Source organism: Paraglaciecola arctica, assembly GCF_018861065.1.
Classification (GTDB): domain Bacteria; phylum Pseudomonadota; class Gammaproteobacteria; order Enterobacterales; family Alteromonadaceae; genus Paraglaciecola; species Paraglaciecola arctica_B.
Genome location: NZ_JAHKQO010000006.1, coordinates 36,843 through 50,410, shown reverse-complemented (window position 1 = coordinate 50,410; position 13,568 = coordinate 36,843). Strand labels below are relative to the sequence as shown.

The window sequence follows — 13,568 nt, the reverse complement described above, 5'->3', positions numbered from 1 at the left end:
TCTTTTTAATTGCTTGAGTATTACAGTTTACTGATATCAGTGGCATTCCAATGTGGGAAATGTCTTCTAACTAATTCATTGAATTCCAATTCAAACTCAGAAAACTGACCTGCACTGGTATCTTCAGCTACATCAATAATCATACCAGCACCTACTGTACCATTTGTCACTCTATCAATAATGATAAATGCACCAGTCGCACGGTTTTTGGTGTATGGATCGCAGGCAACAGGTTGTGTCAGTTTGATTTTAGCTACGGCAATTTCATTTAACGCCAAACGGACAGTGTTTTTATGTTCCATCGAGTTCACATCAATTTGATACTCCACTTCGGTGACACTTCCCGGCACAAATTTAGTCGCAAACTTAAACCCGTATTGCTTGTTAGGCATCATAGGCTCTTCATCCATCCACACTAAATTTGTTCTGTAGGTATTGCTGTGTAATGGCAAGTTGTCACTTTTGACTATCATGTCGCCACGAGAAATATCAATTTCATCTTCAAGAGAAATGGTAGTGGTAAGCGGTGCAAAGGCTACCTCTTGCTCACCTTCAAAATTGACTAACGCTTTAACTTTTGACTGTTTGCCAGAGGGTAGGGTGGTGATGCTATCACCGGGTTTAATTTGCCCAGATACGACTGTTCCGGCAAAGCCTCGGAAGTTTAGATTAGGGCGAGTCACGTATTGTACTGGAAAGCGGAAGTCGTCAGCGTTAATGTCATCGTTAATTTCTACGTTTTCTAACATAGTCATTAAGGTGTCGCCCTTATACCAAGGGGTGTTTTCACTAGGATTGACTACGTTGTCGCCATCTAATGCAGACAGAGGGATAAACTGAATATCAGGGATCTCTAGTTGTTTTGAAAACTGTAAATAATCTGCCTTTATTTCCTCATAAACGGATTCGCTATAACCTTTTAAGTCCATTTTATTAACAGCGACAACTACGTGTTTGATACCTAGTAAAGACACTAAAAACGAATGCCGACGAGTTTGCGTTTTTACACCAGCACGCGCATCGATAAGAATGACCGCAACGTCACAATTTGACGCGCCTGTTACCATGTTGCGAGTATACTGTTCGTGTCCAGGGGTGTCGGCGATTATAAACTTACGCTTATCGGTTGAATAATAACGATAGGCGACATCAATTGTAATGCCTTGTTCGCGTTCTGACTGCAAGCCGTCGACAAGTAACGCCAAATCAACCTTGTCACCAGTAGTTCCGACCTTTTTACTGTCTTTGGTAATGGCCGCTAGTTGATCTTCAAATATCATTTTTGAGTCATGTAACAAACGACCAATTAAGGTACTTTTACCGTCATCTACGCTGCCACATGTCAAAAACCGTAGAAGATCTTTCTTTTCATGTTGATCTAGATAACCCAAAATATCGGATTGTAATAATGTATTTTCGCTATTCATAATTAGCAGCTCACCAAAAAATAAGGGTTTAAAACGGATTCTTTTTGATTATATCTAAGCGGTGCAGCATCAGCTCTTAGGGCATCCGTTGCATCTTCTATTATTGTTACTGTGGCACCGGCGGCCTCAACAACAGCTTGAGCGGCACCAGTATCCCATTCGCAAGTAGGACCTAAGCGTGGGTAAAGATGTGCAGCGCCTTCAGCAACTAGGCATAACTTAAGGGAACTACCCATGGCGACTAATTCAGTGTCACCTTCTAGAGAGTCGAGTAAAGCTTGTATCTCGGGGCTTTGATGGGAACGGCTTCCAACAATTTTCCAGGTTTCGCCCTTAGTCCATGCTTTAGGGGAGATGTCTGCTCTAACACCGGCGGTTATCTTAAATGCGCCTTTACCTAAAATACCTACGTAGGTTTGCTTTAAAACCGGTGCATACACCACACCAAAAACCGGTACGCCATCTTTAATCAATGCAATGTTGACAGTGAACTCACCATTTTTCTTAATGAACTCTTTGGTGCCGTCAAGAGGATCAACTAACCAATAAGTATCCCAACTGTTGCGCTCCTGCCAAGAAATATCAGCTGATTCTTCAGACAAAATAGGTAAGTCTGATACTTCGGTCAGGCCTTCTACAATACAATTATGGGCAGCTAAGTCTGCATCAGTTAAAGGGCTGGCATCTGATTTTTCATAGATACCAAAATCCTGTTGATAGATGGCCATAATTTTGTCGCCCGCTTGGTGGCTGATATCGATGACGCTTTGAATAAGTTCTTCCGTTAACATTAGGCCACAATTCCTTTTTGTTTTAATAAATCAAAAAGCTGCTCTGCTGATTGTTCCGCGGTTTGGTCTGAGAAAGTTAAAGTGATTTCAGGATTTTCGGGGGCTTCGTAAGGAGAATCAATTCCTGTAAAGTCCTTAATATCGCCTTGTCTGGCTTTTTGGTACAACCCCTTAGGATCACGTTTTTCACATTCTTCTATCGGTGTATCTATAAAAATCTCAATAAATTCGCCATCGGCTAATAAACGACGGCAAAAGTCTCTTTCGGATTTAAAAGGTGAGATGAAGGCTGTTAACACTATCATGCCTGCATCCACAAACAATTTAGAGACTTCACCAATACGCCTAATGTTTTCGACTCTGTCTTTGTCGCTAAAGGTCAAATCCCCACATAAACCATGACGCACGTTATCACCGTCTAACAAGTAGGTATGTTTGCCATGCTCAGCTAATTTTTTTTCCAGTAAATTTGCAATAGTGGATTTTCCTGAACCACTTAAACCAGTCAGCCACAATACGCAAGGTTTCTGCTTTTTTGCTTCTGCTCTGCGAGCTTTATCCACATCATGCTGATGCCACACTATATTGGTAGACATTAGAAATATCCCTCCATTTTTTTCTTCTCCATTGAGCCAGAAGAATCATGATCAATGACCCTGCCTTGGCGCTCAGAGGTTTTGGTCAATAACATTTCTTGGATCACTTCTGGTAAAGTCGCGGCGGTAGACTCAACGGCACCTGTTAATGGATAGCAGCCTAAGGTTCTAAATCGTACCGAACGCATTTCAGGTGTTTCACCTTCTTCCAATGGCATACGATCGTCGTCGACCATAAAATAAACACCGTCACGTTTAACTACTGGGCGCGGTTTAGCCAAATATAGCGAGGGAATTTCAATGTTTTCCATATAAATATATTGCCAGATATCTAACTCAGTCCAGTTTGACATGGGGAATACACGAATACTCTCGCCCTTATTTATTTGCGCATTGTATACGTTCCATAACTCTGGACGTTGGTTTTTGGGATCCCAGCGGTGATTCTCATCGCGAAACGAATACACGCGTTCTTTTGCTCGAGACTTTTCTTCATCGCGTCTGGCGCCACCAAAAGCAGCATCAAATTTATAGTGATCTAGCGCTTGTTTTAAACCCTGGGTTTTCATTATGTCAGTATGTTTAGAGCTACCATGACTGAACGGGCCGACATTCATTTTTAAGCCGTCGGGATTAATATGTACCAGTAAGTTTAAGTCATGTTTTTTGGCCATTTCGTCACGAAATGAAATCATTTCATGGAACTTCCAAGTGGTATCTACATGTAATAGCGGAAAAGGAATTTTTCCTGGTGCAAACGCTTTACGGGCTAAATGTAATAACACTGATGAATCCTTGCCCACAGAATATAACATCACGGGGTTGTCGAATTCAGCAGCTACTTCGCGGAAAATATGAATACTTTCAGCTTCAAGTTGCTTCAAATGGGATACTGTTGGGATCGAGTTAGACATGGCTTTCTCACGCAAAGATGTTCGGTTATATTAAAAAGTTCTATGCCTAGAACAATAACAAAAAAAACGAGTGATCTGTATTCTTATTTGTACTAAAACAGTTTCAAATGACCTGAGGCGCATATATCTTCAATAAGTATAAAAGTATTACTCTAATGAGTGTTCAACTTTTATACTTATTGCTGTACTTAATTATTCAAGTTGCTTCAGTGATTGTTGTACTCTATCGAATGTATCTGCTACTAGCTTGTCTTCTTGTTTACCTAATAAACTAACAACAATAATCGTAACGCTTGATACTAAGAAACCAGGTACAATTTCATACACCCATGCACTCAATAACTGTCCGTTTATCGTGATAGGAGCGTAAATCCAAATCAACACTGTTATCGCTCCTGATAACATACCAAGAATGGCTGACAATCTGGTCATTTTCTTCCAAACCAGACTAATCAATACTAAAGGACCAAACGCTGCCCCGAACCCAGCCCAAGCGTTACTTACTAAGTCAAGAATCGTGCTATCGCGATCATAGGCTATATAAATCGCGACTAATGCAACTAATGCTACCGATATTCTCCCCACGGTTACGAGTTCTTGTTGGCTGGCATCTTTTCGCAAAAATGCTTGATAAAAATCGCCAGTGAGTGAGCTAGAAGTGACTAACAATTGCGAAGAAATGGTACTCATTATTGCTGCTAGTATTGCACCTAATAAAAAGCCACTGATTAAAGGATGAAACAGAATCTGAGATAGATAAATAAAGATAGTTTCAGGATCTTGCATAGTGCCTTGAGTCTTTGTGACATAGGCAAGACCTAAAAGGCCAGTAGCAAGGGCTCCACTGATTGAAATTAACATCCAACTAATGCCTATTCTGCGGGCTGTTTTTATATCTTTAACTGAACGGATCGCCATAAAGCGGACAATAATATGGGGTTGACCAAAATAACCTAAACCCCATGATAATAGGGATATAACACCTATGGCGGTCATAGCTTGACCATTTGAAGCGTTAATAAATAAATCTAAAAAGTCAGCGTCGTAAGTTCCCAATTGTGCTGCTGCGCCGCTGAATCCCCCTAGGTCAAACAACACAACAACAGGAACCAGTATTAAAGAGACAAACATGATACATCCCTGAACAAAATCAGTAATGCTGACCGCCATAAATCCGCCCAATAAGGTATAGGCTACAACAACACCAGCGGTGACATACAAACCTATTTCATAACTTAGACCAAATGAGGATTCAAATAACTTCCCTCCGGCTACTACACCAGATGAGGTATACAAGGTAAAAAATATAACAATTACAATAGAAGAAATGAGCCTTAAGCTATGGCTATTGTCATTAAACCGGTTAGCGAAATAATCAGGGATCGTCAGGGCATTTTTTGCGAGTTCGGTATAAACCCTTAAACGCGGGGCAACCCAAATATAATTGAGATAGGCCCCAATAGCTAACCCCACTGCTATCCAAGCACTCGAAAGCCCTGATACATACATAGCACCAGGTAAGCCCATTAGCATCCATCCGCTCATGTCAGATGCCCCAGCTGACAGCGCCGTTACCTTAGGGCTTAAGCTTCTTCCACCCAACATATATCCTTCAACGTCTGTGCTGGACTGTTTAAAAGAATACAAGCCAATGCCAAGCATAACCAAAAAGTACAGGCCAAGAGAGATAAACGTAAAGGGATCCATGAAAGTTACCTTAGAAGTAAGTGACGAAAAGATATGAAGTTTTTAGCAGTTGACGTATGCTAACAACTGTACGAACAATTCGCTAGTCAGATGCCACAATGTATACAAAAACCTTTGAACAACTCACTAAAGATGAGCTTTATGCTTTGGCAAAATTGCGTCAAGAGGTATTTATTGTCGAACAAAATAGTATTTATTTTGACCTTGACGATTATGACCAAGAGGCAATGCATTTTTTAGAGTTTGACACTCAACAGCGCTTAATCGCTTACGGGAGATATCGAAAAATTTTAGGGGGCGGAGAAGTAAAAATAGAGCGGATAGTGTTGGCTGCAAAAGCTAGGGGGCAAGGGTTAGGTAAATCTTTGATTGTCGCTATGTTAAAGGATATTCAAGAAAATTATCCAATGGCTAAAGTCACCTTATCTTCACAGATTGAGGCCAGTGAGTTTTATCGTAGGTTAGGGTTTGTTGAGTTTGGAAATCAATATGATGATGGTGGCATTATGCACATTGGGATGATTTATCGCGCACCATAATCCAAGTGGCTTGAGGTTTACTCGAAATATCTACTCAAATATAAAAAATGCCTCGCCCAAGGGAAGCATTTTTCTCATTTTAAACAGTTATATATGAATCCAAACCTTAAGCGGAAAAGTGAATCTTGCGTTTAAGTTGTTGTTTCATTCCTTCTATATTTGCGCCTTCTTCACCCACTACAACAATACTGGCGCGTTTAAGATCCAAGGCTTGGCTTTGATAACCTCGACCATTAGCTGTACTTTCAGCATTGTGGGCATCGTCATGAGGAATGACAAAAACTGATACTTTACCGTTTTCACCTTGCATTACCATATGCAAACTCCTGACATTTTCAAAATCACAAAAGTTGGCATAATACACTTGTCCTAACTCTTCTGTGAACTCGCCACCGAATTGCGCTAATTTCGCATTCACTTGTTGCAGCGATACGTTATTTTGGGCCTCTAGTGCGTAATTACCTTCCATATAAACATGTGCGATAGCTTGGTCGGCTATATTCAATAGATTATGTTGCTGCCACATGGTAAAGCTCACGCCCACTACAAAAGCCACCGATGCTGCCATCGCAAGTTGAATGCGATTACGAACTTTACTTACTCTATGCGATTGCATAGTTTGCCGTAACAGCAGTTTATGTACTAAGTCGTCAGGTACTTTTACTTGACTAGCTAGGTCCATATCTTTATCGAGTTGTTTAAGCTCTTTGCGGAACGCCTGCTTTTTAGGATCTTCATCAATGGCCGCCAATATTCGTTCATCAGTACAATTAGGATCGGCATATAAGGTACGACGGAATTCTAACTCATCCATTTTCACGCCCCCTGTTTTCGTTGGCTTTGTCCAAGGCTTCTTTAACCTGATTACGGGCCCTGAATAATCGAGTCATTACGGTATTTTTGTTTAAGTTAAGCTGCTGTGCAATTTCATCACCGCTATAGCCAAACACTATCTGTAACATTAGAGGTTCTCTGTATTCTTCACTTAACGATCCCATAACTGCACGCAATTCCCTATGTTCAATTTCGACTTCATTGGTCAATTGGTCATCAATTATTGAGACATCATCTATATCAACTAAATCAAATTGTTTTCGCTCAAACCGCCTCGCATTTTCTCTTCGCAATATTGTAATTAACCAAGACTTCGCGGCTTTTTCGTCTTTGAGAGAATCCAAAGATTTCCATGCGCGAAGAAAAGTCTCCTGTACTATGTCCTCTGCTACTGTTTTGTTTTTAACAAGCCAACAAGCATACCGGAATATATCAGTATGAAGCGCTAGCACTAACACTTCATATCGTTTTTGTTTATTTAGCATGTCATTAGAGACCGAGGCTTGACTATTTTGCTTTCGTGAAAACATCTAAATTTCCATCATTATTTTTGGCCAGTGGGTTATTACAATCACTACTGGTATTTTACCGCAAAGCTAAATAGTCAGATAATTGGCTTACAGCGTTGAAAAACCTATCTAAACTTTGTCGAAACACTCAGCTTCATTTACTAAGTGGCTGGATACAGCGGAGACAAGTTTTGTTGAGTTTGTTTTTTGATACTGCCTTTTTTACGCATTTTTCGCAATATTTGCTGTAACTCTTTACTTTGCCATTCACTTTGGTTTTTTGAAAAGCGAGCGGCTAGTAGTGTGTTGACCGCTTTAGACAGCATAGCATCATCAATCACTTTCAAGCTGTGTTCTAAGGAAACATTTTTATCATTTATGTAATTGCCAAGCCACAAAGCGAGGGATTTTTGTGTATCAGCAGCAGCATTTTTGTTTAGTGCCTTTTCAAGGTTTTTCCATAATAACTGTTCACTTTGGGTATTCCTAACTACTGATTGATTTGACTGCTGAGTCGCTGATTTTAATAACCAAACCTGTCGCCACCACATCACTAACGTAATGATCCATAACAAAAATAAACCGACGCTCAGCCACATCCAATATTGTGGCATATTGTTGTTTTGGACTTCTAAATTAGCCGGAGAGGGCTGCAGCGGTTGGTCTACCGCAGTGCTTTGAACGCTCGGATTGATAGGAATCGTTGTAGTGGGTTGAGTTGTTGCAGGTAATATCTGCAATTTTTTCTCGGCTAATACTGCGTATTCTGTTTTACCCGTAATGGTATTGAACCAAGGGATCCGCACTTCAGGAATGACGAGTTCTCCCGCTTGGCTGGGGATAATCGCTATGCTTTCTTTGCGCTGCGCTATTAAGGAATTATCTCTCTCAACTGTGGTGGTTTCAGCTTGATCTGGATAGGTTTTTACTGAGTCTGGGTAAACACTTGAGATAGTTGGGAGTTGTTCTTCGACTACACCTATTGCGGTTAAAGTAATAGTGCGAGTGATCGGCTCACCTGCGACAAAATCGTTGGTATTGCCTTGCCATTCATCGTCTAATTGCACAAAGTCACTCGGTAACCAATGTTGGTCGTAATTACTTGGTATAGGTAAAACCGTAATATTCTGACTAGGTCCAACTCTGTTAACCGCTTTACTGCGATTAAAGAAACCAAAACTTTGCCTTGTGTTATCTATCACTTCCCCTTCGAATAATGGTCCTTCAATTGTGTAGCTACCACTTTGCTGAGCAATGATTGCAAAAGAACGCTCAATAATACGATACCGGCGGCCATCAACCACTTCGTTGTATTCTTTATCCTTACCTATTTGCCTTATGTCGGCGTTTTCCAGTGTTGGACTAGATAAACTGCCTCTTTGAAGATCTTTACCCAAATGTAATTTTACGGTGTAGCGAATTTGTTGCTGTAAGTAAACCTGATCGACATCTACACTAGTAGTAATAAACAGGTCTCGCCCTTGCGCCCCAGCATTAGCTGATACGGGGATGACTAATACTTCAATGGGTTTTGTTTTAGATCCTGCAATATTAAATACAGGTATAGTAAACCTGCCTTTCTTTTTAGGAATAAGAACCGTTGACCAAGTAGTGGTTCTGGTCGTATCGAAATTAATCATTTTTGTTTGCGAACTGACTGAAGTACGACCTACTACAAAATCTTTCATTAAGAACGAAGAGTCAAATGCATTTCTATCTACCTCGCCATTGGCTACCACAGACAGTATAAATGATTCATCTACCATTACTGGGTTCTTATCAACAGAAGCACTAACCTCTATTGATTGAGCCCGAAGCGCATTCGTTACCAAAAACAAAATTAAACATATAATTATTTTAGGCATTTTAATCTTATTCACTATTACCAATTCCCCTGTAAATTTGTTGGCAACCTTTCTCTTTTTCGCCGTTGAGACTCAATTTGCATTTTGCGTTTTAATAGAAATGCTGGATCGTCAGGCACCCGATTGAGCAGAGTTTGCATTCGTTGCATTTGTTCTTTTTGTTCATCGGTTAGTTCTTCTTTACCTTGTTGTAAGGCCTGGGCTTGCTGTTCCTGCTCGGATTGCTGTTGTTCTGATTCAGCTTCTGCCTCATCACTCTCTTGTTCGCCCTGCTGTTCCGCTTCTTGCTCTTGTTGCTCTTGTTGCTCTTGTTCAGTTTGACTTTGTTGCTCAGAGTCCTGTGGTTGCGAGTCATTTTGTTCCGAGTCTTGGCCTTGTTGTGGATCTTGAGATTGCTGCTCTTGTTGCTGCTGATCGCCAGATTGACTATCTTGTTGCTCTTGATTTTCACCGTCTTGATTTTCATCCTGCGACGGATCCCCAGACTGCTCTTGCTGCTGTTCTTGTTGGTTTTTCAATCTTTCAAGTAAAGCTTTATTTGCTGCGGCATCTTCATGTTCAGGTTGTTGTTCTAATACCTTTTCATAGACTGCAATTGCTTGGTCTATTTCGCCTAGTTGCGCTAAAGAATTGGCCGCATTGTAAGCCGCTTCTGTATAGTTTTTATCATTAGGAGTTAATTGTGAAAAGGATTCTAACGCTGCTTGATAATCACCATTCTTATAATGTGCAGTGCCTTGCCACATAGGATCCATAAAAGTATTCGCGGCTTGTTCGTACTCGTTTTGGTTAAAGGCTTGCATGGCCTGCTGATCAGGAGTTTTCCACATGTCTTGCCACCAGTCAGCTCGCGCTTGAGGAGAATAAGTGGGTATTAAAATACCAATAAACAGTGCAGTCACTATACCGCGCCTAAAACTGTATGCGGCAAAGGGAATGATAAGAAGCAGTAAATAAGGTCCCATCTCTTGCCATTTATCACCAAATTTTTCTTGTTTATCGTCTTCATCTTTATCGGGTGTTTCGTCAAGTAGAGTTTGTTCAATCAAATAATCGATATCGCTATCGTCAGATTGCATAGATGCATAGCGCCCACCACTGCTTCGAGTTAAAGATTTTAAGTTATTAACTGTCAATTTGGGGAGCACGATCGCACCGCGACTATCTTTTAATAACTCTCCATCTACTTGTTGTATAGGCGCACCTTCTATAGTGCCAACACCAAGTACAGATAAGCGGAACAGCGAATTATTAAATATTTCGCTGACCTCTTTCATTTGTTGGTTGCTGATCCCGTCAGTGATCCAAAATATCTCACCTTGTTGATACCCAGCGTTGGTGAGTAACTCAATAGCAGCTTGTAAACCTAATGCAGGGTCACTGCCGGCAATTGGCATGATTTCTGGTGTTAGACTGGGAATAAGGGTGGTGAGGTTTTGTGCGTCTGAACTTAATGGACTGATAGTAAATGCGTCGCCAGCATACGCCACTAATCCGGTTTCACCTTCGGTAATTGCGTTAACTAAATCTATCGCTTTGTATTTTGCTCGAGTGAGTCGATCAGGTTTAACATCAGTGGCTCGCATAGATAGCGACATATCCATTAACACTACTTTACCTGCATTTAACTGATAAACCGGCTGCGGTAATCTTTCCCAAGTTGGGCCAGCCAACGCGACAGTGGCTAAAATCCAACAGAACCCTAATAACAATAGGGGAGGGCGAGCTTTTTTGAGCCCTTGTGTTGTGATCAGGTGCTGATATAAGTGACTGGCAAGTACGGACTGCCAACCTGACTGTTGTTTGTGAACATAGCGAATTAACGCCACAATTATCATCAGTGGGATAATCAGCCATAACCAATGCGGTCGAATAAAATGAAACTCACTTAAACCTGACATGTATTCAATCATTGCGTTGTCCCCCGCAATCTAATTAGCCTCATCAGTGGAAACATCGCCATTAAAACTGTTATTAACAACGCTAAACCCAAAGGGTAGAAGTACAAGGCTTGCAGAGGTCGCATTTGTTTACTTTCTCTGGCTATGGGTTCGAGTTCATCCAAAGTCGCGTAGATTTGCTTCAGTGATTCAGCATCTCTGGCTCTAAAATAACGGCCACCGGTTGAAGTAGCTATTTCGGTTAACATGTCTTCGTCCAAGTCTTGCGACGGGTTGACTTGCCTATTTCCAAAAAAACTCTGCACTAACATTTTGTCAGCACCTACACCTATAGTGTATATGGTTACGCCATTGTTAATCGCTAATTCGTTTGCTTGCTCCGGCGTAATGTTTCCGGCGGTATTTTGACCATCAGTTAGTAAAACCAGTACTTTATTTGATTCTTTACGGGCTTCAAAACGTTTAATCGCTAGTCCAATTGCGTCGCCGATGGCGGTTTGCTCACCCACCAAACCGATCAAAGATTCGTTGAGTAGTTGTTCAACGGTTTCTCTATCGTAAGTAAGAGGTGCTTGCAAATAAGCGGTATCAGCAAACAAAATTAGTCCTAATCTATCTCCGACCCTGCGCTTGATAAAATCGCTTAATACGAATTTGATCATTTTTAGACGATCTACTTGTCTGCCGTTAACTTGCATGTCGTCAATTTTCATACTGCCAGATAAATCTACCGCAACCATTAGATCTCGCCCTTCAGCAGGAATACTAACAGGATCGCCTAACCACTGTGGTCTGGCGGTAGCTACCACTAAGGCAATCCACGCTAACGTTGCCAAAAACAAGTTCAGCTTGTTAGTGGCTTTCCTTTGGTTTGTTGTTTCGATTCCAGTTGTCAGACTAGGTACACGTAATGCCGCTTCTTGACTTTGTTTTTTAGCGGGAAGCAGCAGTGTCAATAGTGGCAATGGTAGTAAAAATAATACCCACAACCATTCAAACTCAAGCATTGTTTTGCTCCAACTGTTGAATGACTTTTTTGCGTGGTGGTAGGGCATATTTGATCCACGTTTCTACTAACTTATAGTAGCGTGCAAAGGAAGCATTTTCTGAAGTCTGTGCTCGATATAACATTTGTTGCATCGACTCAAAGGAATCGGAAAAATCTTTAATTTTGTTTTTAGGAAGAGTGTTAACTATAAAGTTAGTCCATTGAGGCCCATGTAATTCTCGAACATTGTGGTTAGGGAAGTACGTCATGGCTACCCGTTTTAACAATTGATTGAGTTGCGATACGCTGTCGGAATTTGAGGCATCAATTTGTTGCAATGATTTCAAAGCTTGGCGTTTAGCTAGTGACTTATTTCTAGCGCGTAAAAACCACATGATCATAAAGCTCACGCCAATAATAGAAAATATTCCAAGCAACCACCATCCATATGCAGGTGGCCATGACTCTATGGTGCTAGGTGGATGAATGTCTTTTAAATCTTGTAGTGGATTCATTTGTATTTACTCCCAGAAAATCGATCTAACTGCAATTCTAGGGGGGTACCAGCATCAATCTGGATTACCTGTGCCTTACATTGTTTTAACGTGTTTTCAATTTTGTCAAATTGCGCCTGATGTTGGTTGCAATAAAGAGCTTCAGTATTTTTTTCGCCCAACACTATTTGTTGCCTGTTTTGACCATCACTTAAGGTTACTCTTTGACTCATTTTGACTTGTGGTAAACGATGTTCAAAAGGGTCGCTGATTGGGTAAGCAATCACCTCACAGTGTTTACTTAACTGCGCGATATGCTGTTTAGCGATTTCGTCTAACTGGCTAAAGTCACTGATGATAAACACCAAACTACCGGGATGAGCCAACCTTCGTAATCTGGCACATGCGTTGGCTAAGGTGACTTGTTCTTGGTTGGGTGATATTTCATTGGAATTTGCGCCTTGCTGTACTTTTATCATGCTATTTAAGAGTGACAACACCGCTTTTTGACGGGTAAATGGTTTACATTCAATATGCTGATTTTGGTTGAATATTAATCCACCTATTCGGTCCCCACGTTTTCTTGCGGACCATGCAATAAGAGCACTTAAATGCGCAGCTTGGACTGACTTGAATAGAAACTGTGTGCCAAATTGCATGCTCGAAGATAAATCTGTAAGCACAAATACAGGTCTTTCTTTTTCTTCACGATACAATTTAGTATGAGTTTTACCGGTACGTGCAGTCACTCGCCAATCAATGGCGCGGATATCATCACCTGCTTGGTAATGGCGAGCTTCGTCAAACTCCATGCCACGCCCTTTGGTTTTCGCCAAATAAGCACCGGCAAGTTTGGCTTGTACTGTTTTACGTGGTGACAGGTTTACTAGCGCTGTTTTACCTTGATAGTGGATCAGTTCCTTAATACCCAGATTCACACCGTCACTTTGGTATTTAGCTAACCACTTTGCAATGTCTTGCATACTGCTTCCTTAATCTTGTG

General features: G+C 41.0%; 13 protein-coding genes. 1 reads left to right on the top strand and 12 read right to left on the bottom strand.

Annotated features, from left to right (window positions below; all coding sequences use genetic code 11):
- Positions 1–20 precede the first annotated feature (20 nt).
- From cysN to putP, 5 genes are all read right to left on the bottom strand, one after another.
- Positions 21–1,427, bottom strand: a complete 1,407-nt coding sequence (gene cysN, locus KO534_RS01660; protein ID WP_215926519.1) for a sulfate adenylyltransferase subunit CysN — start codon at positions 1,425–1,427, stop codon at positions 21–23.
- Between the two features lie 2 nt (positions 1,428–1,429).
- On the bottom strand, positions 1,430–2,218 hold the full coding sequence (cysQ, locus tag KO534_RS01655; RefSeq protein WP_215926517.1) for a 3'(2'),5'-bisphosphate nucleotidase CysQ: 789 nt from the start codon (positions 2,216–2,218) through the stop codon (positions 1,430–1,432).
- The gene (gene cysC / locus KO534_RS01650) at positions 2,218–2,814 is read right to left on the bottom strand and encodes an adenylyl-sulfate kinase (protein ID WP_215926515.1); all 597 of its coding nucleotides are present in this window, start codon (positions 2,812–2,814) and stop codon (positions 2,218–2,220) included. Before cysC ends, cysQ begins: the two co-directional genes overlap by 1 nt.
- A complete protein-coding gene (gene cysD / locus KO534_RS01645; RefSeq protein ID WP_215926513.1) occupies positions 2,814–3,728 on the bottom strand; it encodes a sulfate adenylyltransferase subunit CysD in 915 nt (304 codons plus the stop codon). Before cysD ends, cysC begins: the two co-directional genes overlap by 1 nt.
- 192 nt (positions 3,729–3,920) lie before the next feature.
- A complete protein-coding gene (putP, locus tag KO534_RS01640) occupies positions 3,921–5,435 on the bottom strand; it encodes a sodium/proline symporter PutP (protein WP_215926511.1) in 1,515 nt (504 codons plus the stop codon).
- A 98-nt stretch (positions 5,436–5,533) separates the two neighbouring features.
- On the opposite strand from putP, the gene KO534_RS01635 reads away from it, so the two are divergent.
- Complete coding sequence (locus KO534_RS01635; protein ID WP_215926509.1) at positions 5,534–5,974, top strand: GNAT family N-acetyltransferase; 441 nt, start codon at positions 5,534–5,536, stop codon at positions 5,972–5,974.
- 106 nt (positions 5,975–6,080) lie between these two features.
- On the opposite strand, the gene KO534_RS01630 is transcribed toward KO534_RS01635, so the two are convergent.
- The 7 genes from KO534_RS01630 to KO534_RS01600 form a co-directional block, all read right to left on the bottom strand.
- Complete coding sequence (locus KO534_RS01630; RefSeq protein WP_215926507.1) at positions 6,081–6,788, bottom strand: DUF3379 domain-containing protein; 708 nt, start codon at positions 6,786–6,788, stop codon at positions 6,081–6,083.
- A complete protein-coding gene (locus KO534_RS01625) occupies positions 6,781–7,338 on the bottom strand; it encodes a sigma-70 family RNA polymerase sigma factor (RefSeq protein ID WP_215926505.1) in 558 nt (185 codons plus the stop codon). The genes KO534_RS01630 and KO534_RS01625 overlap by 8 nt, the downstream gene beginning before the upstream one ends.
- A 140-nt stretch (positions 7,339–7,478) precedes the next feature.
- Entirely contained in the window at positions 7,479–9,197 is a 1,719-nt protein-coding gene (locus KO534_RS01620) for a BatD family protein (RefSeq protein ID WP_354667895.1), read from the bottom strand.
- 2 nt (positions 9,198–9,199) lie between these two features.
- Positions 9,200–11,095 (bottom strand): vWA domain-containing protein, encoded by a 1,896-nt coding sequence (locus tag KO534_RS01615; RefSeq protein WP_215926503.1) that lies wholly within the window; start codon positions 11,093–11,095, stop codon positions 9,200–9,202.
- Positions 11,092–12,090, bottom strand: a complete 999-nt coding sequence (locus KO534_RS01610; RefSeq protein ID WP_215926501.1) for a vWA domain-containing protein — start codon at positions 12,088–12,090, stop codon at positions 11,092–11,094. The genes KO534_RS01615 and KO534_RS01610 overlap by 4 nt, the downstream gene beginning before the upstream one ends.
- Complete coding sequence (locus KO534_RS01605; protein WP_215926499.1) at positions 12,083–12,586, bottom strand: DUF4381 domain-containing protein; 504 nt, start codon at positions 12,584–12,586, stop codon at positions 12,083–12,085. Before KO534_RS01605 ends, KO534_RS01610 begins: the two co-directional genes overlap by 8 nt.
- The gene (locus KO534_RS01600) at positions 12,583–13,548 is read right to left on the bottom strand and encodes a DUF58 domain-containing protein (protein ID WP_215926497.1); all 966 of its coding nucleotides are present in this window, start codon (positions 13,546–13,548) and stop codon (positions 12,583–12,585) included. The genes KO534_RS01605 and KO534_RS01600 overlap by 4 nt, the downstream gene beginning before the upstream one ends.
- Positions 13,549–13,568 lie beyond the last annotated feature (20 nt).

Excerpts from the sequence above, each read along its gene's own strand:
- cysN (WP_215926519.1), bottom strand. The coding sequence starts at position 1,427 with ATGAATAGCGAAAATACATTATTACAATCCGATATTTTGGGTTATCTA.
- cysQ (WP_215926517.1), bottom strand. The coding sequence starts at position 2,218 with ATGTTAACGGAAGAACTTATTCAAAGCGTCATCGATATCAGCCACCAA.
- cysC (WP_215926515.1), bottom strand. The coding sequence starts at position 2,814 with ATGTCTACCAATATAGTGTGGCATCAGCATGATGTGGATAAAGCTCGC.
- cysD (WP_215926513.1), bottom strand. The coding sequence starts at position 3,728 with ATGTCTAACTCGATCCCAACAGTATCCCATTTGAAGCAACTTGAAGCT.
- putP (WP_215926511.1), bottom strand. The coding sequence starts at position 5,435 with ATGGATCCCTTTACGTTTATCTCTCTTGGCCTGTACTTTTTGGTTATG.
- KO534_RS01635 (WP_215926509.1), top strand. The coding sequence starts at position 5,534 with ATGTATACAAAAACCTTTGAACAACTCACTAAAGATGAGCTTTATGCT.
- KO534_RS01630 (WP_215926507.1), bottom strand. The coding sequence starts at position 6,788 with ATGGATGAGTTAGAATTCCGTCGTACCTTATATGCCGATCCTAATTGT.
- KO534_RS01625 (WP_215926505.1), bottom strand. The coding sequence starts at position 7,338 with ATGTTTTCACGAAAGCAAAATAGTCAAGCCTCGGTCTCTAATGACATG.
- KO534_RS01615 (WP_215926503.1), bottom strand. The coding sequence starts at position 11,095 with ATGATTGAATACATGTCAGGTTTAAGTGAGTTTCATTTTATTCGACCG.
- KO534_RS01610 (WP_215926501.1), bottom strand. The coding sequence starts at position 12,090 with ATGCTTGAGTTTGAATGGTTGTGGGTATTATTTTTACTACCATTGCCA.
- KO534_RS01605 (WP_215926499.1), bottom strand. The coding sequence starts at position 12,586 with ATGAATCCACTACAAGATTTAAAAGACATTCATCCACCTAGCACCATA.
- KO534_RS01600 (WP_215926497.1), bottom strand. The coding sequence starts at position 13,548 with ATGCAAGACATTGCAAAGTGGTTAGCTAAATACCAAAGTGACGGTGTG.